A 20,856-nucleotide genomic window follows, 5' to 3' on the forward strand; every position below is an offset into this window, starting at 1 on the left:
CCGGCCCAGGGGGTTTCGATCCGAACTGCACGGCTAAACCGCCTTGGCGCCGGGCGCGCCCTCCTGTTCGACGGCCTCGATCTCGAGTGGGGCCGGTCCACGCCGGGACCGGCGCATTCGGCGTTCCAGCCGTGTCGCCAGTGCCGACAGCGCGAAGTTGAGGCTGATCATCAACAGTGCGATGACGATCAGGGCGGGTACGTAATTGCCGTACGCGGCCCCCACGACCGTGCCCTGTCGAACCATCTCGACGAACGTGATCTGGTAGCCGATGGCGGTGTCCTTGAGGACCACGACCATCTGCGATACCAGCACCGGCAGCATCGACGTGATCGCCTGCGGCAGCATGATCGACCGCATGGTCTGGCCCCAGCGCAGGCCAAGGGCCGATGCGGCCTCGGACTGGCCGCGCGGCAGGGCGTTGATACCGGCGCGGACGATCTCGGCGATCACCGCGGCGTTGTACAGCGTCAGACCGGTGATGACGCCGGCCAGTGCGAGGTACTTGGATGGGAAGACGTCGTACAGCGCGAACAGGAAGTACGCGAAGATCATCATGATCAGCACTGGCACCGCGCGGAAGAACTCCACGAAAACCGCGCACGCCCAACTCAGTGGTCTGTGCGTGGACATCCGGCCGACACCGAGCAGAAGCCCCAGGATCAGCGCCAGCACGATCGACACGGCAGCGGCTGTCAGCGTGCCCTGCACACCCGGAAGCACGTAGGTGGTCCACAGGTTCGCCGTGAGGAACGGCTCCCACTTGGCGCTGGTGAGTTGGCCCTTGCTCTCCAGCCGCCCGTAGACCACCCAGGCCACCAGTGCCGCGAGCACGACCGTGACCACGGTGATGAGCCGGTTGCGCACCCTGGCGCGGGGGCCGGGCGCGTCGAAGAGGACTGATCCGCTCAACGGGGTGCTCCGTTCTTCGCGCGAGCGCTCATCACCGCACCACCGCGAGTCGCTTGCCCAGCCAACCGAAGAGCAAGCCGAGCGGCAGCGTCAGCACCACAAAGCCCAGCGCGAATATGGTGCCGATCGCCAGCAGCGCAGCGGTGTTCTCAATCATCTCCTTCATGAGCAGCGCGGCCTCGGCCACGCCAATCGCCGAGGCGATGGTGGTGTTCTTCGTCAACGCGATGAGGACCGATCCCATTGGGATGAGCACCGCGCGAAAGGCCTGCGGCAGCAGGATCATTCGCAGGTTCTGGCCGAACGTCAGGCCCAGCGACCTGGCCGCCTCGGCTTGACCCAGCGGCACCGTGTTCACCCCGGACCGCACCGTCTCGCACACGAACGCCGCCGTGTAGACCGTCAGGCCCAGCACCGCGAGCCGGAAGTTGCTGTCCTCGATCGAGGTCATCGACTGCGCGTCCACCAGTGTCAGGCCGAGCGTCTGGGACAGGCCGAACGAGCAGAACAGGATGATGAGGGTCAGCGGAGTGTTCCGCACCACGTTGACGTAGGCGGTGCCGAGCCACTTGAGCACCGGCACCGGTGACAGCCGCATGGCGGCCAGCACGGTACCGAGGATCAACGCACCCACGGCCGAATACACCGTCAACTGAATCGTGGTCCAGAACGCCTCGAAAATCTGGCCGCGATACTCGGAGAAGACCTCCACGTGGACTCCGCTGGCTCCCGTCAGCTCTCGTCGATGACCGTCAGTTCTTGTCGACAGTCGGGGGAGTGGGCACCGCGATTCCGGCGGGCCCGAGGTTCTTCTCGAACGCGGCCTTCCACGCGCCGTCGGCCTCCATCTTCGTGATGGCGTCGTTGATCTTGGTCTGCAGTTCGGTGTCGCCCTTCTTCAGGCCGATGCCGTAGTTCTCCTCGGAGAACGGCTCGCCGACGATCTTGAACGTGCCCGGGCTCTGGGCTGCGTAACCGGCGAGGATGACCTCATCGGTGGTCACCGCGTCGACCGCACCGTTCTTCAGGGCCTCGACGCACGCCGAGTAGGTGTCGTACTGCTGCAGCTGCACACTGGGGTACTCGTCCTTGATCCGCTGTGCCGGAGTCGATCCGGACACCGAGCACAGCTTCTTGTTGTTCTGCAGCGAGTCCTTGCCGGTGATGTCGGTGTTGTCCGCACGCACCAGCAGACTCTGGCCGGTGACCAGGTACGGCCCGGCGAAGGACACCTTCTCCTTGCGCGCGTCGGTGATGGAGTAGGTGGCGGCGATGAACTTGACCTGATCGTTCTGGATCAACGTCTCACGCTGGCTCGAGGGCGATTCCTTCCACTCGATCTGCTCCGGCGTGTAGCCCAGTTCCTTGGCCACGTAGGTGGCGACATCGACGTCGAACCCGGTCACGGTGCCGTCGGGGTTCTTCAGGCCCAGGCCGGGCTGGTCGAACTTGGTGCCGATGACGATCTTGCCCTCATCGGATCCGCCTCCACCGCCACACGCGGTGAGCGACAGGGGTAGGGCGATGGCGATCGCGACGGCGGCGGCGACCCGGAATCGCAGGGTTCGGGTTGAGGGCTTGAGTGGCACAGTCAGTTCCTTTCGGCGGGCAAAATGGGGTGCTGGGCGTCAGTGGTTGAGGATCTTGCCGAGGAAGTCCTTGGCACGATCGGATTTGGGGTTGGAGAAGAACTCCTCTGGCTTGGCGTCCTCGACTATTGCGCCGTCGGCCATGAAGACGACACGGTGTGACGCTCGCCGCGCGAAGCCCATCTCATGGGTGACCACGAGCATCGTCATGCCCTCCTCGGCAAGTGACGTCATCACCGAGAGGACCTCATTGATCATCTCAGGATCGAGCGCGCTGGTGGGCTCGTCGAACAGCATGACCTTGGGATTCATCGCGAGGGACCGGGCGATGGCCACGCGCTGCTGCTGGCCGCCCGAGAGCTGCGCCGGGTACTTGTCCTTCTGATTGGCGATACCGACGCGCTCCAACAGCTCCATCGCCTTGGCCCGCGCCTGCTCCTTGGAGGCCTTGCGGACCTTCATCGGGGCGAGCGTGACGTTCTCGAGAATCGTCTTGTGCGCGAACAGATTGAACGACTGGAACACCATGCCGACGTCACTGCGTAGGTCGGCGAGTTTGCGACCCTCCGACGGCAGCTGTTGACCGTCGATCGAAATGGTGCCGGAGTCGATTGGTTCCAGCCGATTGATAGTCCGGCACAACGTCGACTTGCCCGAACCGGACGGCCCGAGCACCACCACGACCTGGCCCCGATCGACCTCGAAGTCAATATCCTTGAGCACGTGCAGGTCGCCGAAGTGCTTGTTGACCCCCTGCATTGAGATCATCGGGTGGCTGATCGAAGCCGGTTCCCTCACTGCGGACGCCGACCCGTCGCTCTCCATGCGGACAGACCTTACCCAGGGAACGCCCTGCTCGCCGGGCTCTCGGAATTCCGGCGAGTTTGACCGAATTGGGCCTCCGGACCAGCCGCCGTACCATTGGGCCGTGACTTCGACGGTGACCGACGGCGCCCCGATGGGCGTCGAAGGGCGCCCAGCGGGAGTCGTCGACCCAGCATCCGAGCGCACTGTGGCCCGCACCTATCAGGTCCGTACCTACGGCTGCCAGATGAACGTGCACGACTCCGAACGGCTCGCCGGCCTGCTGGACGCCGCCGGCTACGAGCGTGCGGCCGACGGTTCCGACGCCGACATCGTGGTGTTCAACACCTGCGCGGTGCGGGAGAACGCCGACAACAAGCTGTACGGAAACCTCAGCCACCTGGCTCCCCGCAGGGCGTCCGATCCCGACATGCAGATCGCCGTCGGCGGCTGCCTGGCGCAGAAGGACCGCGAGGCGGTGCTGTCCAAGGCGCCGTGGGTGGACGTGGTCTTCGGCACCCACAACATCGGGTCGCTGCCCGCCCTGCTCGAACGTGCCCGGCACAACCGGGTCGCGCAGGTCGAGATCGCCGACGCGCTGGTGGAGTTTCCGTCCGCTCTGCCCGCCACCCGCGAATCCGCGTACGCCGCATGGGTTTCCATTTCGGTCGGCTGCAACAACACCTGCACGTTCTGCATCGTTCCCGCGCTGCGCGGCAAGGAGGTCGACCGCCATCCCGCCGACGTCCTCGCCGAGGTGCAGGCGCTGGCCGACCAGGGCGTCCTCGAGGTCACGCTGTTGGGTCAGAACGTCAATGCCTACGGCATTTCATTCGCCGATCCGGATGTCGAGCGCGACCGGGGTGCATTCGCCAAGTTGCTGCGTGAGTGTGGGCGCATCGAGGGGCTGGAGCGGGTTCGCTTCACCTCTCCGCACCCCGCGGAGTTCACCGATGACGTGATCGAGGCCATGGCCGTCACCCCCAATGTCTGCCCGACCCTGCACATGCCGTTGCAATCCGGATCGGACCGCATTCTGCGTGCCATGCGCCGGTCCTACCGTGCCGAGCGCTACCTGGGCATCATCGACAGGGTTCGTGCGGCCATACCGCACGCCGCCATCACCACCGACATCATCGTGGGCTTCCCCGGCGAGACCGAGGAGGACTTCGCCGCGACGCTCGACGTGGTGGCCCGCGCGCGCTTCGCAACGGCATTCACGTTCCAGTACTCGAAGCGTCCCGGCACGCCGGCCGCCGAGTTGCCCGACCAACTCCCCAAGGCGGTCGTGCAGGAGCGGTATGAACGTCTGATCGAGCTGCAGGAGCGAATCTCCCTGGAGCAGAATGCCGCACAGGTCGGGACTGTCGTCGAACTCCTGGTCGCCACCGGTGAGGGGCGCAAGGACTCGAGCACGGCAAGGATGTCGGGTCGGGCGCGAGACGGCCGTCTGGTGCACTTCGCGCCCGGTGGCCGCGACGTCCGCCCGGGCGATGTGATCGTCACGACGGTGACCGGCGCCGCGCCCCACCACCTGATTGCCGACGCAGATGTAATCGACCATCGGCGCACCAGGGCCGGAGACGCACACGAGGAGGGTCGCAAGGTGACCACCAATGTCGGACTCGGCATGCCAGGTATCGGCATGCCGCGCCCGCAACCCGCGGTATCGGGATGCTCCAAGTGAGCGGCAACGGGGAGTTCGACGAGTTCAAGGGCGATATCGAGGACGCGGAACGTCGCGTCGCACGTGAGATCGACCCGGGGGCAAGGGCTCTGGTCGTGGCGGGCCTGGTGTTCGTGATTCTGCTGTCGTTCGTGCTGCCGCACACCGGCGCGGCTAAGGGGCTCGACGCCCTGTTGGGCACCGACGCCGCCGGGGAGGCAGCCGTGGCGTTGCCGTCGCGCGTGTTCCTCTGGCTGATCCTGGTGTTCAGCGTCGGCTTCTCGATCCTGGCGCTCCTGACCCGCAGATGGGCGCTGGCCTGGATCGCGCTGGCCGGCTCAGCGGTGGCGTGCCCGATCGGCATGCTCGCGGTGTGGTCGCGCCAGACCGTCGCGGAGCCTCATCCCGGACCCGGGCTGGGGCTCGTCGTGGCCTGGATCGCCGTGATCCTGTTGACGTTCCACTGGATTCGCGTGGTCTGGTCGCGTACCGCCCTGCAGCTGGCCGCCGAGGAGGCGCGCCGTCAGCAGATGGCGGAGAACCAGCGCAAGGGTCTGTTGGATGGGCCGGGCGACCACCCGGCCGCAGGTCCCAACCGTCCCGACGCCTAGCGCTTCTTGCCTACCTAGCGCTTCTTACCCAGCGCCTCCACCGCGGCCTCGGCCCACTCCCGCCACTGCGTTGCGCTCGCGCGCGCCTGCTCGGCGTCCTTGGTGCGTCCCGCGGCCTCGGCCTTCTCGGCCTGGTGCTCGAACTGCTCTGCGCGAATCCGGAACTGGTCGGCCCGGGCCTGAGCCTCCGGATCCGACCACCCTGACGACGCCGCGTCACGAACTCGCTTCTCGACGGCACGCATGCGTCGTTCGAGTTCGGCGCTGCGCTCGCGCGGTGCCTTGCCGAGGGCGTCCCACTTGTCGCCGACCGTGCGCAGAGCGGCACGCGCCGCGTCCGGGTCGGAGATGTCGATGGCCTCTGCCTCGACCAGCAGGGCCTCCTTGGCGGTGGCGTTGGCCTCGAACTCGGCGTCGCGCTCGGCGTTGATGGCGTTGCGGGCCGAGAAGAACTTGTCCTGGGCGGCCTTGAACCGGCGCCACAGTGCGTCGTCGAGGTCCTTGGACGCCCGTCCCGCGGCCTTCCACTGGGTGAGCAGGTCACGGAACGTCGAACTCGTCGGGCCCCAGTCGGTGGAATCCGACAGCGCCTCGGCGCGCTCACACAGCGCCTCCTTCGCCTGCTTGACCCCGACGCGTTCCCGGTCGAGTTCGGCGAAGTGCGATCCGCGGCGACGGTTGAACGTCTCCCGCGCCGCCGAGTAGCGCTTCCACAGCGCGTCGTCGGTCTTGCGGTCCAGTCCGGTGATCGTGCGCCACTCGTCGAGGATCTCGCGCAGCCGGTCGCCCGCCGCCTTCCACTGCGTCGAGTCGTTGGCGATCTCCTCGGCCTCGACGGCCAGCGTCTCCTTGCGGGTGGTCTGGGTGGCCCGGTGCTCGTCGCGGCGCTGACGCTCGTCGGCGGCACTGCTATCGGCCTGCCCGATGATTGCCGTCAGACGCGCTGCCAGCGCGTCGACGTCGCCGAGGACCGCCGCGGTCGGCAGCCCCTCGGCCAGCGTGGTGGCCGCGGACTTGATCTTTCGGGCATCACCGGTGCCCGACGCGAGCCGTCGCTCCATCAGCGCGACCTCGGTGTGCAAATCGTCGTACCGGCGCCCGAAGTGCGCGAACGCAGCCTCGTTGTCGCCGGCCTGCCAGGAACCGATCTGCCGTTCGCCTGCCGACGTGATCAACCAGACGGTGCCGTCGGGGTCGACGCGTCCGAACTGGTGCGGGTCGGCAGCGGGGGCGGTGACCACTGTCGGAGCAGAACCCCCGGGCCGGGGAGCCGGACGCGGTGGTCCGGGTCGGGGTGTGGGCTTAGGTGTGCTGCCTGACTCGCTGGTCGTCATGTCCGTCATCCTCATGCACTCTGCGTGGGGCCCACGCTCCTGCCGCGCAACGCGGCGCCATTTGGCTCTTCGCACGCTATTAAACAGGGTGGCGTCCGGCGTGCCCACGTCTTTGCGCGAGTCGTTGCCTAAGCTCGGGTCCCGGCGAGCACATGCGACGCCGTCCCAGAGCTGCCGGAGGTGAACGGTTGGAGGTTGCCGAGCGCCGTGGATAAGACCGATATCGCCGCCCTCCTGGCTCTGGGCGCGGCACTGTTCATCGCCATCGGCGACGTCATCCACCAGCGGTCCGCGCACGAGGTCACCGACGAACCGGTCAGTCACCTCGGCCTGTTCACCCGCCTGTTGCGAGACCGTCAGTGGTGGCTGGGCAGCGGGGTGTCCGCAGTGGGTTTCGGGCTGCAGGCCGCCGCGCTCGGTCTGGGCTCGGTGCTCCTGGTGCAGGCCATCCTGGTCACGTCTCTGCTGTTCGCGTTGCCGATCAACGCCAGAATCACCGGTCAACCTGTGTCGCGGTTCCAGTGGATGTGGGCGGCACTGCTCGCGTCGGCGGTCGTCGTCATCGTGACGGTCGGCAACCCGACCGAGGGTGTGTCGCGGGCGTCGTTCGAGACGTGGTCACTGGTCATCGCGGTGCTCGGCCCGGCGCTGGTGCTGTGCGTCATCGGGGCGCGAATCCTCCCCGGGCCGACCGGTGCGGTGCTGCTCGCGCTGGTCTCCGGTGCGTTGTGGGGCGTGTTCGCGGTATTGACCAAGGGTGTGGTGGACCGCCTCGACGACGGGGTCACCGAACTGCTGCGCACTCCCGAGCTCTACGCGTGGGCGGCCGTCGCGGTCGCAGGCACCGCGTGGCAGCAGTCGTCGTTCCGGGCGGCGGCGCTCACGGCGTCACTGCCGACCATGACCGTCACCGAACCCGTCGTGGGCTCGGTGCTGGGCGTGGTGATCCTGGGCGAGACGTTGCGACCCGGCGATGCAGGCTGGGTCACCCTCGTCGTCGCCTTCACGGTGATGGTGGTCGCGACCGCCGCCCTGGCCCGCGGTGAGGCTGCCACGGCCGAGAGCGCGGGTGCCAGCGAATCGGGTGGCCGCGATGCTGGATAGCGTGGTCTCGTGCTGAGCGCGATTGCTGTCGTACCGTCCGCGCCCGTCATGGTGCCCCAACTCGCGTCAGGCGCCGCACCCGAGTGCGACGAGCTGCGCGCCGCGGTGCTTCGTGCGGCGGGGGAGTTGCCGGACCGCTGGGTGGCGATCGGGGTCGCCGCGGCCGACGAGGTGATCGAATCCGGGTCGGCTGGCACATTCGCGGGTTACGGCGTCGATGTCCCCGTCACGCTCGGCCCTGAGGCGCTCGGCCCTGGGGCGCTTGGCCCTGAAGGGGAGGTGCGCCCGCTGCCCCTGTGCGCGCTCATCACCGGCTGGGTGCGCGGGCAGTGCAACCCAAAGGGGAGCACGCAGGTGCGGGCGTACGCCGCCAGCCATGACGCGTCCGCTGCGCTGTCCATCGGCCGGGCGCTGCGCGCGGAGATCGACGCCACCTCCGACCCGATCGGCGTTCTGGTGGTTGCCGACGGCGCCAACACCCTCATCCCGTCCGCGCCGGGCGGGCACGACCCCGCGTCGGTACCCGTGCAGGAGGCCCTCGACGACGCACTGGCCACCGCCGACGTGGCCGCGCTGGCCAGTCTGGGCGGCGGCATCGTCGGGGCGGTTGCCTTCGAGGTCCTCGCCGGACTCGCCGAACCCACGTCGTGGTCGGCGCGCGAGTACTACCGCGGTGCGCCCTACGGTGTGGGGTACTTCGCGGGTGTCTGGGTTCCGGCGGGCAGGAGCGAAGCGACCGGGGAATCGGTCGAGTGACACGGCCCATTGCGATCGTCGGACCCACCGGCACCGGCAAGTCCGCGCTGGCGCTGGCCGTTGCGGAGCAGTTGAGCGGCGCGGGTGTGGAGATCGTCAACGCCGATGCCATGCAGCTCTACCGAGGGATGGACATCGGTACCGCGAAGCTGAGCGTGCCCGAGCGCCAAGGCATCCCGCATCACCAGCTCGACGTTCTCGACGTGACGCAGACCGCAACGGTCGCCCGATACCAACAGGCCGCGGCGGCCGACGTCGAGGCCATCGCCGGCCGGGGTGCGGTGCCGATCATCGTCGGCGGATCGATGCTCTACGTGCAGTCGCTGCTCGACGAGTGGACGTTCCCGGCCACCGATCCCGATGTGCGGGGGCGGTGGGAGGGCCGGCTCGCCGAGGTGGGCGTCGCCGCGCTGCACGCCGAACTCGCCCGCGTCGACGCCGATGCCGCATCCTCGATCCTGCCCACCGACGGCCGCCGCATCGTGCGCGCGTTGGAGGTCGTCGAGCTGACGGGGCAGCCGTTCGCCGCGAGCGCGCCCACCATCGGACATCCGCGCTGGGACACCCTCATCATCGGGTTGGACTGGGAGACCGAGCGCCTCGACGAACGTCTCCAGACGCGCACCGATCTGATGTTCGCCGGTGGGCTCGTCGCCGAGGTGGCCGAACTGTGCGACCGCGGGCTGCGCGACGGGGTCACCGCATCCCGAGCCCTCGGATACGCACAGGTGCTGGAGGCCCTCGATGCGGGCGGGACGGAAGAGGCGCTGGCCCACGCCGCCGAACGCACCTTCATCGGCACGCGACGCTACGTGCGCCGTCAGCGGTCGTGGTTCCGCCGCGATCACCGCATCCACTGGCTGGACGGCGCGGCGGACGGCAACGTTGCGGCGACGCTCCGTGCGTGGCGCGGACGGCGGGCAGGAGCGGAGCGACCGGGGGATTCGTAGCGGCGGGCAGGAGCGAAGCGACCCGGGAATCCGGAACGTATCCTGATCAGGTGAAGTTCGCCAAGGGACACGGCACACAGAACGACTTCGTGGTGCTTCCCGACCTCGATGCCCGCCTGGGTCTGACGCCGCCGTCGGTGGCCGCACTGTGCGACCGTCGGCGCGGCCTGGGCGCCGACGGGGTGTTGCGGGTGACGACGGCGGGTGCCGCACTGAACGCGGGCGTTTTCGATCGCCTGCCCGAGGGCGTCGCCGCCGGCGACTGGTTCATGGACTACCGCAACGCCGACGGCTCCGTGGCGCAGATGTGCGGCAACGGGGTGCGGGTCTTCGCGCACTACCTGCGGGCCAGCGGCCTGGAGGAGAGGGATGAGTTCGTGGTCGGCTCGCTGGCCGGGCCGCGACCCGTCGTCCTGCACTCCCACGACGCGCTGAGCGCCGACATCACCGTCGAGATGGGCAAGGCCAACCAGGTGGGCGCCGGATCCGCCGTCGTTGGTGGCCGGCGTTTCACCGGGCTGGCCGTCGACGTCGGCAACCCCCACCTGGCCTGCGTTGAGCCCACTCTCACCGAGGAGGATCTGCGCGCGCTGGACGTGGCGGCCCCCGTCGAGTTCGATGCCGCGCTGTTCCCCGACGGCGTCAACGTGGAGGTGCTCACCGCCCCGGCCGACGGCGCGGTGTCGATGCGCGTCCACGAGCGGGGTGTCGGCGAAACCCGGTCATGCGGCACCGGAACCGTGGCCGCGGTCGTCGCAGCGCTGCGTCACGGCAACACCGAAACCGGAACCCTGCGGGTGCGCATCCCCGGCGGTGAGGTCGAGGTCAGCATCACCGACGCCTCCAGCTTCCTGCGCGGACCCTCGGTGCTGGTGGCTCACGGCGAGGTCTCCGAGCAGTGGTGGCGGGAGCAGTAGCAGAAAATCGGATGCACGAGGCAACCCCGAAAGGGCACCATCAGTAATTACATGACTCATCCAAGAATCCCGAGCACGGGCGAACTCGACCTCGAAGACCGCGTCGCACTGCGCCGCGTGGCAGGTCTGTCCACAGAACTCGATGATGTCTCCGAAGTCGAGTACCGCCAGTTGCGGCTCGAAAGGGTCGTCCTGGTCGGCGTGTGGACCGACGGAAGCGCCGCCGATGCCGATGCCAGCATGGCCGAACTCGCCGCACTGGCCGAAACCGCGGGCTCCGAGGTCCTTGAGGGCCTGGTCCAGCGGCGCGACAAACCCGATCCGTCGACGTACATCGGCTCGGGTAAGGCGGCCGAACTGCGCGAGATCGTCGAGGCCACCGGCGCGGACACCGTCATCTGCGACGGCGAGCTGAGCCCTGCCCAGCTCAACGCGCTCGAGAAGGCCGTCAAGGTCAAGGTCATCGACCGCACGGCCCTGATCCTGGACATCTTCGCCCAGCACGCAACCAGCCGAGAGGGCAAGGCGCAGGTCGCCTTTGCCCAAATGGAGTACATGCTGCCCAGGCTTCGCGGCTGGGGCGAGTCGATGTCCCGTCAGGGCGGCGGCGCGGGCGGCAGCGGCGGCGGAGTGGGCACGCGTGGACCCGGTGAGACCAAGATCGAGACCGATCGTCGCCGGATTCGTGAGCGGATGTCGAAGCTGCGCCGCGAGATCAAGGACATGAAGAAGATCCGCGACACCCAGCGCGGCCGTCGGGTGCAGAGCGACGTCGCAGCGATTGCGATCGTCGGCTACACCAACGCGGGCAAGTCGAGCCTGCTCAATGCGCTCACCGGTGCAGGTGTTCTGGTCGAGAACGCACTGTTCGCAACGCTCGAACCCACCACGCGTCGTGGGCAGTTCGACGACGGTCGACCGTTCGTGCTGACCGACACCGTCGGCTTCGTCCGGCACCTGCCCACCCAGCTGGTGGAGGCATTCCGCTCGACGCTGGAGGAGGTCGTCCACGCCGATCTGCTGGTCCACGTCGTCGACGGTTCCGATGCCAACCCACTGGCGCAGATCAGCGCGGTTCGCGCAGTCATCAGCGATGTGGCCACGGAGTATGACGAGGCGCCGGCAGCAGAACTGTTGGTGGTCAACAAGACCGACGCTGCAAGCGATCTCACGTTGGCCCAGTTGCGGCGAGCGCTGCCCGACGCGGTGTTCGTCTCGGCGCACACCGGCGACGGGCTGGACCGGCTGCGCACGCGGATGGCCGAAATGGTCACGCCCACCGACGAGTCTGTCGACGTCACGATTCCGTATGACCGGGGTGACCTCGTCGCGCGGGTCCACGCCGACGGACGCATCGACGCCACCGAGCACACTGATGACGGCACGCGGATCAAGGCGCGGGTGCCGAAGTCGTTGGCCGCCGGACTGCGCGAGTTCGCGACGTACTAGCCGGCGCCACTTGGGGTGACGGATACGGCAGTTCAGACCCAGGCGGCCCAGTCGGCCTTGCGGATCATGCAGTGCACGCCCTTGATCGCATCAACGACCTGGCTCACCTCGAAGTCGCCGGCCGCCGAGAGATAGGCGAGCGCGACGTCCCGTGGCACACCGAGTCGCGTGTCAAGAAAGGTGATGGCGTTGCGGACCGCGAGGCGCATCGCCTCGTCGAGGTCGGCGTTCATACCGGTAGGAATCCAGTGCGTCGCGGTCTCGACCACCGGATTGGTGAGCGCTCCGATCGCGGCCCGGGCGTCATCAGATTTCAATACGGTCAGTCGCAACGTCGCACGAAGCGACGCCTCTAGCGCCGTCAGTGCGACCTCGCCGTTTCCCTGCGCGAAGTGGGGGTCACCCGCATAGAAGTTGGCGCCGTCTACCTGCACGGGCAGGTAGAGGGTCGAACCCGTCGCGGCGTGCTTGATGTCGATGTTGCCGCCGTGGTCCCCAGGGGGCACCGATGGCACCAGATCCTCTGTCGCGCAGGCGACTCCCATGATCCCGAGGAACGGGTTGATGGGAAACTGGACGGTGCGGCCGCTGCCGGCGGACATCAATCCGACGAGTTCGCCGTTGCGCCTCTCGACCCAACTGAAGTGGCTGATGGTTCCCATCGATACGATCTGGTCGACCGCGCGCACGGGTTCGGAGTCCGGGAACTCCGGAAACTCACCCGCAAGCGCTCCGAATCCGTGCCGGTTGCTGATGAGGCCGTAGGGAACGCGCATTGCGAGGTTGAGGATCTCGACCTTGAGCACGTCACCCGGGCGCGCGTCAGCGACGCGGATCGGCCCGGTCACGATGTGTGGACCGGCATCGTCGGGGTGCGCGAGAGTGCTCGCCGCCGCGATGTCGACGACATCCCGCAGCACAGTCTCGACGCCGAACTGCGCAAGGTAGGGAACAGGGTCACGCCCCTGGTCTTCGAGGATTCCCTCGTGGCTGACGGTATCGATCGTCACGCTGTCGCCGGATGTCACGGTGAGCGCCGGCTCGTTCTGCGCGTTGGGCAGCCATCCCCAGAGCACCTCATCGGCGCGAGATGGCAGATAGTGGCGGCCACAAATGGCGCCTTCACCCGGATGGAGGGTGGGGAATGTCATGGTGCCTCCGTCTGTGCTGTTGCCGTGGTGAATCGCGGGCTGGTGAGCCCGGCGATGAGATCGATTTCGACGACCGCCCGGACCGCTAGGCCGGTGGTGCCGACGCAGGTGCGGCTGGGCAGAGGGCCGGTGAACCACTTCACGTACTCGGTGTTGAACGCATCGAAGTCGTTGAAGTCGGTGAGGTAGGCCCGCACCATGAGGGCGTCGTCGAGGCTCGCGTCGAATTGTGCGAGCACGGCCGAAAGGTTCTTCAAGACCTGGTTCGTCTGCTCGGCGACGTGGCCGTCGACGAGTTCTCCGGTTGCAGGGTCGGTGGGCATCTGGCCGGTCAGGTACAGGGTGTCGCCCCAGCGGGTCGCATGGGCGAACGGGCCTACCTGAGGCGGAATCCCTTCAGCAGCACTGAAGTTGAAGGTCTGTTTGGTGGTCATACCTCTGCTGGTCCCATCGAGTTGACGAAGCGTGCGGTGACGGCGTTCCGCGGTTGGTTGATCACCTGGTCGGAGGTTCCCTCTTCGACGACCACTCCGCCGGCCATGAAGACGACGCGGTCGGCGACGTCGAGCGCGAAGCGCAACTGGTGGGTCGCGATGATCATCGTCAGGCCGTGTTCGTGGGCGAGCCCACGAATCACCTCGAGCACCTCGGCGACGAGCTCGGGGTCGAGCGCACTTGTCGGTTCATCGAGGAGCAGAACCCGGGGCTGGGCGGCGAGGGCGCGGGCAATGCCGACGCGCTGTTGCTGCCCGCCGGAGAGGTGGCGTGGCAGGACATTGGTCTTGGCCGTCAGGCCGACCTGCGAGAGCAACGCGTCGGCGCGTTCGGCGGCTTCTTCCTTGCCGAGGTGCTGGATCCATCGCAGCGGGGCCGCGATGTTCTCCTTCGCCGTCAGGTGGTTGAACAGGTTGAACTGCTGAAAGACCATGCCAACCCGGGCCGCGACCCGAGCGCGAGCGATCTGGCCCTCGGGAAGCGGCACGCCCAGCTGGCTGTAGCCGAGCGCCTCGCCGCCGATGCGAATCGTGCCGGAGTCGACAGACTCGAGATGATTGATCGTGCGCAGCAGGGTGCTCTTGCCTGACCCGCTGGGCCCGAGAAGCGCGATGACCTCGCCTTGCCGTACCGACATTGTGATGCCCTTGAGTACGTGGTTGGCGTTGTATGACTTGTGCACGTCCGAGATTTCGAGGATTGTCTCGCCGATCTCCTGTCGCGCGGCACCAGAGGCGTATGCGACCGGGCCCTGTGGCGAGACCTCGTCGGCATCGGCGGTGGCGACGTCCGCGGTGCCTGACTCGGCCAGCGCACTCGCCCGGCGACTGAAGATCAGTCGGGAGAGCAGTGATCGGCCGTTGGTGCGGTCGAGGTTGAGAGCGTCCTCGAGAAGCAACTGGATCACACTGAGTACGGCGGTGAGGGCGAGGTACATCACCGCCGTCGCGAAGTAGATCGCGAAGTAGTCGAAGGTGGCTGAGGCGAGTTGCTGTGTGCGGAGCGTGAGTTCCGGTACGGCGATGATCGACGCCAGCGCAGAGTTCTTCATGGTGGAGATGAACTCGTTGCCGAGGGCGGGAACCATGGATCGGAACGCCTGTGGGGCGATGACGCGGCGCATGAGCGTGCGGGGCTGCAGGCCGAGCGCCTGACCGGCGAGAGACTGCCCGGGGTCCACACCCTTGACTCCCGAGCGCAGGATCTCGGAGATGAAGACGGCCTCGTTCATCGCCAGTGCGACGGCGCCGGCGGCCAACGGTGGAAGCGTGACGCCGATGTGCGGGAGCACGCTGAAGACGAAGACGAGCTGCAGGATCAGCGGGGTTCCGCGGTAGATGACGACGTAGGTGCGGGCAATCGCCGTGAGCGCCCGAAATCTCGTCAGCTGCAGCGCGGCGAGGAGGAGGCCGAGAACGAGGCCGCCGCCAAACCCGAAGACCGTGAGCTGAAGGGTGAAGAGCATGCCCTCCAGCAGCCAGGGCAGCGTTAGGTAGTGAAGGAAATCTTCCATTGTCTCTGGGTGCTCTTTCGTCCGGGGCGTTCGCGATGTCTGTGTCGCAGTGGGGGTTAGCCGACGCTGAGGATGGTCGGCTCGGCTACCGCGTTCTCGTGCAGCTTCCACTTGGCGGCGAGTTCGTCTTGCAGTCCTGTCGTCTGCACCTGCGTCAGCGCGGCCTGGATGGCGTCACGGAACTCGTGCTTGCCCTGCGGTACGCCGATGCCGATGGTGTAGTCGAGCATGACCGTTTCGGCGGAGCTGAGATCCTCGGGATGGGCGGCGATGAAGCCGATGACGGTGTTGACGTCATTCATGTACGCGTCCGCACGACCCGCGAGGATGGCTTGCACGCAGTCGGCGCTCGAGTCGAACAGGCTGACGATCGGTGCTGCGAGGCCGGCGGCCTCGCAGGCGGGACCCACGGCCTCGACGAGTGGTACCTCGACATACCCCTTGTTGAGCGCGACTGTCAGGCCGCACAGCGTGGTGTCTATTCCGGTGATTCCCTTGGGGTTGTCCTTGGCAACGAGGATTCCGTCGAAAACCTTTGAGTAGCTGATGAAGTCGACACCACCGGCCGCGCGCTCCTCCGTCGCGTAGAGGTTGGAGACGATCCAGTCGGCCTGGCCGCTCGCGACGGTCGGAATGAGCTCAGCGAATCCGACGGGGATGTAGTCGTTGCTGAAACCGAGGCAGGCACCGAGTGCGTTGCTGAGGTCGATGTCGAAACCCTGGTACTCCGTTGGATTATCGGGATTGATGGTCTCGTAGCCCGGGGTGTACGGGTTGATCGCGTTGGTGAGCGTCTTCCCGTCGAACTCTGGGTACTGGGTGCGCAGGTCGGTACAGGCCTTGGATGAGGCGAGATCGGCGTAGTCGCCGGCATCTTCTGCGGCTGACGTGCCGGCGGACGATGAGCAACCTGCGAGGAGTGCGATGGTGGCGGGGACAGCGACGGCAAGGGAGGCCAGCCGGCGTGAGCAATTCATCAGAATCTCCTTCTGTGGGGCGAGACGAGCGGAGTTGGGCGTGCTTTTGAAAGGTCGGTTGGTCGGACCAATTAGGGCGCAACGCTATCCGGCGATCGCGGCGCTCTCCACCTGAGATGCGACTCGTAACAGGGACTTATTCTGATGGAAACGTGCAGCTCGGCCCGCTATCTATGGTCCGACCATCATGCCTATGATGAACCTCTCCGCTGGAGAAGGAGCCCGAGAATGAACGCACCAGAAGCCGTGGGAATGATCCCGCCGCTGGACAGGCGATCGCAGAACGTATCCGTCGCGCTCGCAGCCCATTTCGAGCGTCTCATCGCGACTGGGGAGATCGTGCCGGGAACCCGGCTGCCGTCGGAACGCGAACTCGCCACCTCGATGTCGGTGTCGAGATCGTCGCTGCGCGAGGCCATGCACGAACTCGAGTCGAAGCACCTCATCTCGCGCACCCAGGGGCGCGGCACGATCGTGCTGGCGCCGACCGCGGGCGTGGACGAACTGCTCGCCATGTCGGTCGGCGGAACCGAGCAGGAGCACGCCGCCGAGCTACGTTCGATTATCGAGCCGTCGGTCGCGGGCCTCGCCGCACACCGTGCCACCCCGGCCAACCTTCTACAGCTTCGCGACGTCCTCGACAGGTCGCACGAGAATCTGCTGCCGGCCGAGTCCCTGCGCCTCGATGTGGAGTTTCACCTGCTTCTCGCGCAGGCCGCGCAGAACCCTCTGCTCACCGCCATACACGCGATGGCGAGCGAGTGGACCGGCGAAGTTCGCCAGTACTCACACGCCACGAAGAGGGCGCGACGCGTATCGGTTCGCGGGCACCAGGCGATCTTCGATGCCGTGCAGGCGCACGACGGACTCGCTGCGCGTCAGGCCATGGACGACCACCTGCGCGACGTGCGTGAACTCATCGCGAAGGCAACACGTCTGTGAGCGCAGACCGCGGCGGTGTCCGCTAGACGATCTCGGGCGGGATGTGGGCGCGCACCGGGGGGAGTGGATCGGTGAACGGCTCGATCTCGACCAGCACGTGCGCGCCGGTGCATCCCTTGGCCAACGATGACGTCCCGATGTCGGCCGTCAGCACGTTGGGGTTGCCATGAACACACATCGCACCCGGGTCGGTGGGGTCCTGAGGGTCGTACCAGGCGCCGGTGGACAGCTGCACCACATGAGGCCGCAGGGCCTCGTCCACCACGACGCCGGCCAGGCACGCGCCCCGGTCATTGAAGACGCGGACCACGTCACCATCGGACAGGTTGCGCGCAGCCGCATCGGCGGGGTTCATCCGGATCGGTTCGCGGCCCTGCACTTTGGAGTGCTGACTGGTGGCGCCGCCGTCGAGCTGCCCGTGCAACCGGGTCGCGGGCTGATTGGCCAGCAGGTGCAGGGGATAGCTCGTGGCCCGTTCGCCGCCGAGCCATTCCGATGGCTCATACCAGGTCGGGTGACCGGCGCAGTCGTCGTAGCCGAATCCGTCGATATCGGACGAGAAGATCTCGATGCGGCCGCTCGGTGTCCCCAATCGGTGGTCGACGGGGTCGGCGCGGAAGTCGGCGAGCAGGGTCAGACCGTCCTCGGTGGGCAGGCGTAGTGAGCCCGCAGCCCAGAAGTCATCGAAACTGGGCACTGTGAAATCCAGTTCCGCCGACCACTTGTCGTAGAGGTGCACCAGCCACTGTTGGGCGTTGCGGCCCTCGGTGAACTGCTCACCGAAACCAAGCCGCTCCGCGAGCGCGGCGAACGTCGTGTAGTCGTCGCGCGAGTCGGCGTGGGGTGCTGCGAGGGCTGGCATGGCCACCAGGAGCGGGTCGTTCCGCGAACCCGAGTAGTCGTCGCGTTCGAACGCGGTGGTTGAGGGCACCACGATGTCGGCGTGCTTGGCCATCGCCGTCCAGTAGGGGTCGTGCACGACCACGGTTTCGGGCCGCGCCAGCGCACGGCGCAGTCGCGCGATGTTCTGGTGGTGGTGAAACGGGTTGCCGCCGGCCCAGTACACCAGTCGGATGTCGGGGTAGGTCAAACGACGGCCGTTGAAGTCGAATGTCTCGCCCGGATGCAGCAGCATATCGCTGACCGCGGCCACCGGGATGAACGTCCGCACCGGGTTCATACCTTGCGGCAGGGTGGGCAGCCGGCACCGAAGCGGCGGTAGTCCCGGCTCGTTCATGGATCCGTAGCCGTGCCCGAAACCACCTCCGGCAAGCCCGATCTGGCCGAGCATCGCCGCGAGGACCAGGCCCATCCATGGTGCCTGCTCGCCGTGCCGGACGCGTTGCAGAGACCAGCTCACGGTGACGATCGTCCGGCTCGACGCCATGCGTCTGGCGAGCGTGATCAGGTCCTCGGCGCGCAGACCGCTGATGTCTGCTGCCCACTGCGGCGACTTGGGCACCCCATCGTCGAGGCCGAGCAGGTAGCGCTCGAACTGGTCGTATCCGGTGCAGTAGCGATCGAGAAACCCACGGTCGGCCAGGGACTCGGTGGCCAGTACGTGCGCGAGCGCGAGCATGATCGCCACATCGGTGCCGGGTCTCGGCGCCAGCCATTCGCAGTCACCCTCGACGTCGTCGCGCAGGGGTGAGATCGACACGATCTGGCCGCCCCGATCACGCAGGCGGCGCAGGGCATCCCGGGTCGGGTGGGCGGTGGTGCCGCCATGGTTGATGCCGGTGTTCTTCAGTGCGATGCCCCCGAAGCACACCATCAGATCGGTGTGTTCGGCGATGACGTTCCAGTCCGTGGACCGCTTGAACAGGTCGTCATGGGTGCCGACAACGCGCGGCATGATCACCCCGGTGGCACCGAGGCTGTAGGAGTGCCGCGAGAAGCTGTAGCCGCCCAGCAGATTCAGGAAGCGGTGAACCTGGCTCTGTGCGTGATGGAACCGCCCTGCGCTGGCCCAGCCGTACGAGCCGCCATAGATGGCCTCGTTGCCGTGTTCGCCGACCACGCGGCGCAGTTCGTCGGCCAGCAGCTCGGTCAGCTCGTCCCACGACACGGCGACGAACTCCTCGGTGCCGCGTAGATCGGTGGGCCCGGGTCCGTTCTCCAGCCAGCCGCGTCGCACGGCGGGCCCAGTCACCCGCGAGCGGTGCCGCAGCGACCCCGGCAGGTTTCCCAACAGGGGAGAGGGATCGGCATCGCCTGTCATCGGCCGAACCGAGGTGATCTCGCCGTCGGTGACGTCGGCGGTGAACGCGCCCCAGTGCGTGAGACTCGAACCGGAGACCATGCCGATGATCTTAGGGGCCACGACAACGGTACCGCGGGTATCAACCATCCGGTTGGGTGGGATAGGGTTGTGGGCAATTCCAGCCCGTCGATCCGGAGGTTCCTTCATGGCCGCGTCCAGTCAGGTGATCAAGTTCGAGCGCACGCTGTTCGAGCCCGAGCACGAACTGTTCCGCGACGCATTTCGTGCCTTCCTGGAGCGCCACGTCGCTCCGTTCCACGAACAGTGGGAGAAGGACAAGATCGTCGACCGCGGTATCTGGCTCGAGGCGGGCAAGCAGGGCTTCCTCGGCATGTCCGTGCCCGAGGAGTACGGCGGCGGCGGAAACCCGGACTTCCGCTACAACGTCGTCATCACCGAGGAGACCACCGTCGGCCGCTACAGCGGTCTGGGCTTCGCACTGCACAACGACGTCGTCGCGCCGTACCTGTTGCGGCTGGCCACCGAGGAGCAGAAGCAGCGTTGGCTGCCGGGCTTCTGCTCGGGCGAGCTGATCACCGCGATCGCGATGACCGAACCGGGCACCGGGAGCGACCTGCAGGGCATCAAGTCCCGTGCGGTCAAGCAGGAGGACGGCAGCTGGATCCTGAACGGTGCCAAGACGTTCATCACCAACGGCGTCCATGCCGACCTGGTCATCGTCGTGGCCTGCACTGACCCCGACAAGGGCGCGCTGGGCTTCTCGCTGCTGGTCGTCGAACGCGGCATGGAGGGCTTCGAGCGCGGCCGCCACCTCGACAAGATCGGCTTGGACGCCCAGGACACCGCCGAGCTGTCGTTTGTCGATGTGCGGGTGCCCGCCGAGAACCTGCTGGGTGAAGAGGGGTCGGGCTTCGTCTACCTGATGCAGAACCTGCCCCAGGAGCGCATCAGCATCGCCGTGGTGGCCGCTGCGGGCATGGCGGAGGTGCTGGAGCAGACGCTGCAGTACACCAAGGAACGCAAGGCGTTCGGAAAGCCGATCGGCAGCTTCCAGAACACCCGTTTCACGCTCGCCGAGCTGTCCACCGAGGCCACCGTCGTCCGGATGATGGTCGATCAGTTCATCGAACTGCACCTCGAGGAGAAGCTGACCGTCGAACAGGCCGCGATGGCCAAGTGGTTCTCCACCGAGGCTCAGGTCCGCCTCAATGACCGCTGCCTGCAACTGCACGGTGGGTACGGCTACATGCGCGAGTATCCGGTGGCACGCGCCTTCCTGGACTCCCGGATCCAGACGATCTACGGCGGCACGACCGAGATCATGAAGGAGATCATCGGCCGTAGCCTCGGCGTCTGATGGCCCGAAATCGACGCGCGAGGGGCCCGCAGTCGGCGCGCAGGTGACGCGACACTTACACGCCACGGCCTGGATATCCCTCAAGATTGACGTCGCCTGACGCAA

The 20,856-nt window shown here is 67.1% G+C and carries 19 protein-coding genes; 9 read left to right on the top strand and 10 right to left on the bottom strand.

Features of this window, described 5'->3' with window-relative positions:
- Positions 1 to 33: 33 nt before the first annotated feature.
- The 4 genes from ACZY0X_RS23305 to ACZY0X_RS23320 are packed head-to-tail and all read right to left on the bottom strand — an operon-like array spanning position 34 to position 3,269.
- Entirely contained in the window at positions 34 to 912 is an 879-nt protein-coding gene (locus ACZY0X_RS23305; RefSeq protein WP_463773787.1) for an amino acid ABC transporter permease, read from the bottom strand.
- Positions 913 to 943: 31 nt separating this feature from the next.
- Complete coding sequence (locus tag ACZY0X_RS23310) at positions 944 to 1,624, bottom strand: amino acid ABC transporter permease (protein ID WP_463773788.1); 681 nt, start codon at positions 1,622 to 1,624, stop codon at positions 944 to 946.
- A 40-nt stretch (positions 1,625 to 1,664) separates the two neighbouring features.
- On the bottom strand, positions 1,665 to 2,501 hold the full coding sequence (locus ACZY0X_RS23315) for a glutamate ABC transporter substrate-binding protein (RefSeq protein WP_463773790.1): 837 nt from the start codon (positions 2,499 to 2,501) through the stop codon (positions 1,665 to 1,667).
- 39 nt (positions 2,502 to 2,540) lie between these two features.
- Positions 2,541 to 3,269: an amino acid ABC transporter ATP-binding protein gene (locus ACZY0X_RS23320; RefSeq protein ID WP_463773791.1), complete on the bottom strand. Its 729-nt coding sequence runs from the start codon at positions 3,267 to 3,269 to the stop codon at positions 2,541 to 2,543.
- Between the two features lie 190 nt (positions 3,270 to 3,459).
- Between ACZY0X_RS23320 and miaB the strand changes: the two genes are divergently transcribed.
- Both miaB and ACZY0X_RS23330 read left to right on the top strand, forming a co-directional pair.
- Positions 3,460 to 4,992 carry a tRNA (N6-isopentenyl adenosine(37)-C2)-methylthiotransferase MiaB gene (miaB, locus tag ACZY0X_RS23325; RefSeq protein ID WP_463774104.1) on the top strand — a complete coding sequence of 511 codons (1,533 nt, stop codon included), beginning with the start codon at positions 3,460 to 3,462 and terminating at the stop codon, positions 4,990 to 4,992.
- Positions 4,980 to 5,582 carry an Rv2732c family membrane protein gene (locus tag ACZY0X_RS23330; RefSeq protein WP_463773792.1) on the top strand — a complete coding sequence of 201 codons (603 nt, stop codon included), beginning with the start codon at positions 4,980 to 4,982 and terminating at the stop codon, positions 5,580 to 5,582. The genes miaB and ACZY0X_RS23330 overlap by 13 nt, the downstream gene beginning before the upstream one ends.
- Before the next feature lie 14 nt (positions 5,583 to 5,596).
- On the opposite strand, the gene ACZY0X_RS23335 is transcribed toward ACZY0X_RS23330, so the two are convergent.
- The gene (locus ACZY0X_RS23335; RefSeq protein ID WP_463773793.1) at positions 5,597 to 6,916 is read right to left on the bottom strand and encodes a DUF349 domain-containing protein; all 1,320 of its coding nucleotides are present in this window, start codon (positions 6,914 to 6,916) and stop codon (positions 5,597 to 5,599) included.
- A 207-nt stretch (positions 6,917 to 7,123) separates the two neighbouring features.
- Here ACZY0X_RS23335 and ACZY0X_RS23340 point away from each other — a divergent pair, with 207 nt between their 5' ends.
- Genes ACZY0X_RS23340 through hflX form a run of 5 tightly spaced genes read left to right on the top strand, consistent with a single transcriptional unit; the run spans position 7,124 to position 12,092 of the window.
- Positions 7,124 to 8,020: a DMT family transporter gene (locus ACZY0X_RS23340; RefSeq protein ID WP_463773795.1), complete on the top strand. Its 897-nt coding sequence runs from the start codon at positions 7,124 to 7,126 to the stop codon at positions 8,018 to 8,020.
- A 9-nt stretch (positions 8,021 to 8,029) separates the two neighbouring features.
- Positions 8,030 to 8,776 (top strand): class III extradiol ring-cleavage dioxygenase family protein, encoded by a 747-nt coding sequence (locus ACZY0X_RS23345; protein WP_463773797.1) that lies wholly within the window; start codon positions 8,030 to 8,032, stop codon positions 8,774 to 8,776.
- The gene (miaA, locus tag ACZY0X_RS23350; RefSeq protein WP_463773799.1) at positions 8,773 to 9,726 is read left to right on the top strand and encodes a tRNA (adenosine(37)-N6)-dimethylallyltransferase MiaA; all 954 of its coding nucleotides are present in this window, start codon (positions 8,773 to 8,775) and stop codon (positions 9,724 to 9,726) included. Before ACZY0X_RS23345 ends, miaA begins: the two co-directional genes overlap by 4 nt.
- Before the next feature lie 50 nt (positions 9,727 to 9,776).
- Positions 9,777 to 10,643: a diaminopimelate epimerase gene (dapF, locus tag ACZY0X_RS23355; RefSeq protein WP_463773800.1), complete on the top strand. Its 867-nt coding sequence runs from the start codon at positions 9,777 to 9,779 to the stop codon at positions 10,641 to 10,643.
- A gap of 51 nt (positions 10,644 to 10,694) precedes the next feature.
- A complete protein-coding gene (gene hflX, locus ACZY0X_RS23360) occupies positions 10,695 to 12,092 on the top strand; it encodes a GTPase HflX (RefSeq protein ID WP_463773801.1) in 1,398 nt (465 codons plus the stop codon).
- A 32-nt stretch (positions 12,093 to 12,124) separates the two neighbouring features.
- Here hflX and ACZY0X_RS23365 read toward each other — a convergent pair whose 3' ends face one another.
- Genes ACZY0X_RS23365 through ACZY0X_RS23380 form a run of 4 tightly spaced genes read right to left on the bottom strand, consistent with a single transcriptional unit; the run spans position 12,125 to position 16,228 of the window.
- Positions 12,125 to 13,243 (bottom strand): acetamidase/formamidase family protein, encoded by a 1,119-nt coding sequence (locus ACZY0X_RS23365; RefSeq protein ID WP_463773803.1) that lies wholly within the window; start codon positions 13,241 to 13,243, stop codon positions 12,125 to 12,127.
- Positions 13,240 to 13,677 carry a RidA family protein gene (locus ACZY0X_RS23370; protein ID WP_463773805.1) on the bottom strand — a complete coding sequence of 146 codons (438 nt, stop codon included), beginning with the start codon at positions 13,675 to 13,677 and terminating at the stop codon, positions 13,240 to 13,242. Before ACZY0X_RS23370 ends, ACZY0X_RS23365 begins: the two co-directional genes overlap by 4 nt.
- Positions 13,674 to 15,251 (bottom strand): amino acid ABC transporter permease/ATP-binding protein, encoded by a 1,578-nt coding sequence (locus tag ACZY0X_RS23375; RefSeq protein WP_463773806.1) that lies wholly within the window; start codon positions 15,249 to 15,251, stop codon positions 13,674 to 13,676. The genes ACZY0X_RS23370 and ACZY0X_RS23375 overlap by 4 nt, the downstream gene beginning before the upstream one ends.
- Before the next feature lie 56 nt (positions 15,252 to 15,307).
- Positions 15,308 to 16,228, bottom strand: a complete 921-nt coding sequence (locus tag ACZY0X_RS23380; RefSeq protein ID WP_463773807.1) for an ABC transporter substrate-binding protein — start codon at positions 16,226 to 16,228, stop codon at positions 15,308 to 15,310.
- Between the two features lie 228 nt (positions 16,229 to 16,456).
- Here ACZY0X_RS23380 and ACZY0X_RS23385 point away from each other — a divergent pair, with 228 nt between their 5' ends.
- Positions 16,457 to 17,170: a FadR/GntR family transcriptional regulator gene (locus tag ACZY0X_RS23385; protein ID WP_463773809.1), complete on the top strand. Its 714-nt coding sequence runs from the start codon at positions 16,457 to 16,459 to the stop codon at positions 17,168 to 17,170.
- Positions 17,171 to 17,192: 22 nt separating this feature from the next.
- Here ACZY0X_RS23385 and ACZY0X_RS23390 read toward each other — a convergent pair whose 3' ends face one another.
- Positions 17,193 to 19,472, bottom strand: a complete 2,280-nt coding sequence (locus ACZY0X_RS23390) for a molybdopterin guanine dinucleotide-containing S/N-oxide reductase (protein WP_463773810.1) — start codon at positions 19,470 to 19,472, stop codon at positions 17,193 to 17,195.
- Positions 19,473 to 19,578: 106 nt separating this feature from the next.
- On the opposite strand from ACZY0X_RS23390, the gene ACZY0X_RS23395 reads away from it, so the two are divergent.
- Positions 19,579 to 20,751 carry an acyl-CoA dehydrogenase family protein gene (locus ACZY0X_RS23395; protein WP_241399534.1) on the top strand — a complete coding sequence of 391 codons (1,173 nt, stop codon included), beginning with the start codon at positions 19,579 to 19,581 and terminating at the stop codon, positions 20,749 to 20,751.
- Positions 20,752 to 20,856: the final 105 nt, after the last annotated feature.

The sequence above is a fragment of the Mycobacterium sp. IDUB_39 genome, assembly GCF_055419205.1.

What these genes read in the sequence shown, in the direction of transcription:
- ACZY0X_RS23320 (WP_463773791.1), bottom strand. Translation starts at nt 3,269, where the DNA reads ATGATCTCAATGCAGGGGGTCAACAAGCACTTCGGCGACCTGCACGTG.
- miaB (WP_463774104.1), top strand. Translation starts at nt 3,460, where the DNA reads ATGGGCGTCGAAGGGCGCCCAGCGGGAGTCGTCGACCCAGCATCCGAG.
- ACZY0X_RS23330 (WP_463773792.1), top strand. Translation starts at nt 4,980, where the DNA reads ATGCTCCAAGTGAGCGGCAACGGGGAGTTCGACGAGTTCAAGGGCGAT.
- ACZY0X_RS23335 (WP_463773793.1), bottom strand. Translation starts at nt 6,916, where the DNA reads ATGACGACCAGCGAGTCAGGCAGCACACCTAAGCCCACACCCCGACCC.
- hflX (WP_463773801.1), top strand. Translation starts at nt 10,695, where the DNA reads ATGACTCATCCAAGAATCCCGAGCACGGGCGAACTCGACCTCGAAGAC.
- ACZY0X_RS23365 (WP_463773803.1), bottom strand. Translation starts at nt 13,243, where the DNA reads ATGACATTCCCCACCCTCCATCCGGGTGAAGGCGCCATTTGTGGCCGC.
- ACZY0X_RS23370 (WP_463773805.1), bottom strand. Translation starts at nt 13,677, where the DNA reads ATGACCACCAAACAGACCTTCAACTTCAGTGCTGCTGAAGGGATTCCG.
- ACZY0X_RS23375 (WP_463773806.1), bottom strand. Translation starts at nt 15,251, where the DNA reads ATGGAAGATTTCCTTCACTACCTAACGCTGCCCTGGCTGCTGGAGGGC.
- ACZY0X_RS23380 (WP_463773807.1), bottom strand. Translation starts at nt 16,228, where the DNA reads ATGAATTGCTCACGCCGGCTGGCCTCCCTTGCCGTCGCTGTCCCCGCC.
- ACZY0X_RS23385 (WP_463773809.1), top strand. Translation starts at nt 16,457, where the DNA reads ATGAACGCACCAGAAGCCGTGGGAATGATCCCGCCGCTGGACAGGCGA.
- ACZY0X_RS23390 (WP_463773810.1), bottom strand. Translation starts at nt 19,472, where the DNA reads ATGGTCTCCGGTTCGAGTCTCACGCACTGGGGCGCGTTCACCGCCGAC.
- ACZY0X_RS23395 (WP_241399534.1), top strand. Translation starts at nt 19,579, where the DNA reads ATGGCCGCGTCCAGTCAGGTGATCAAGTTCGAGCGCACGCTGTTCGAG.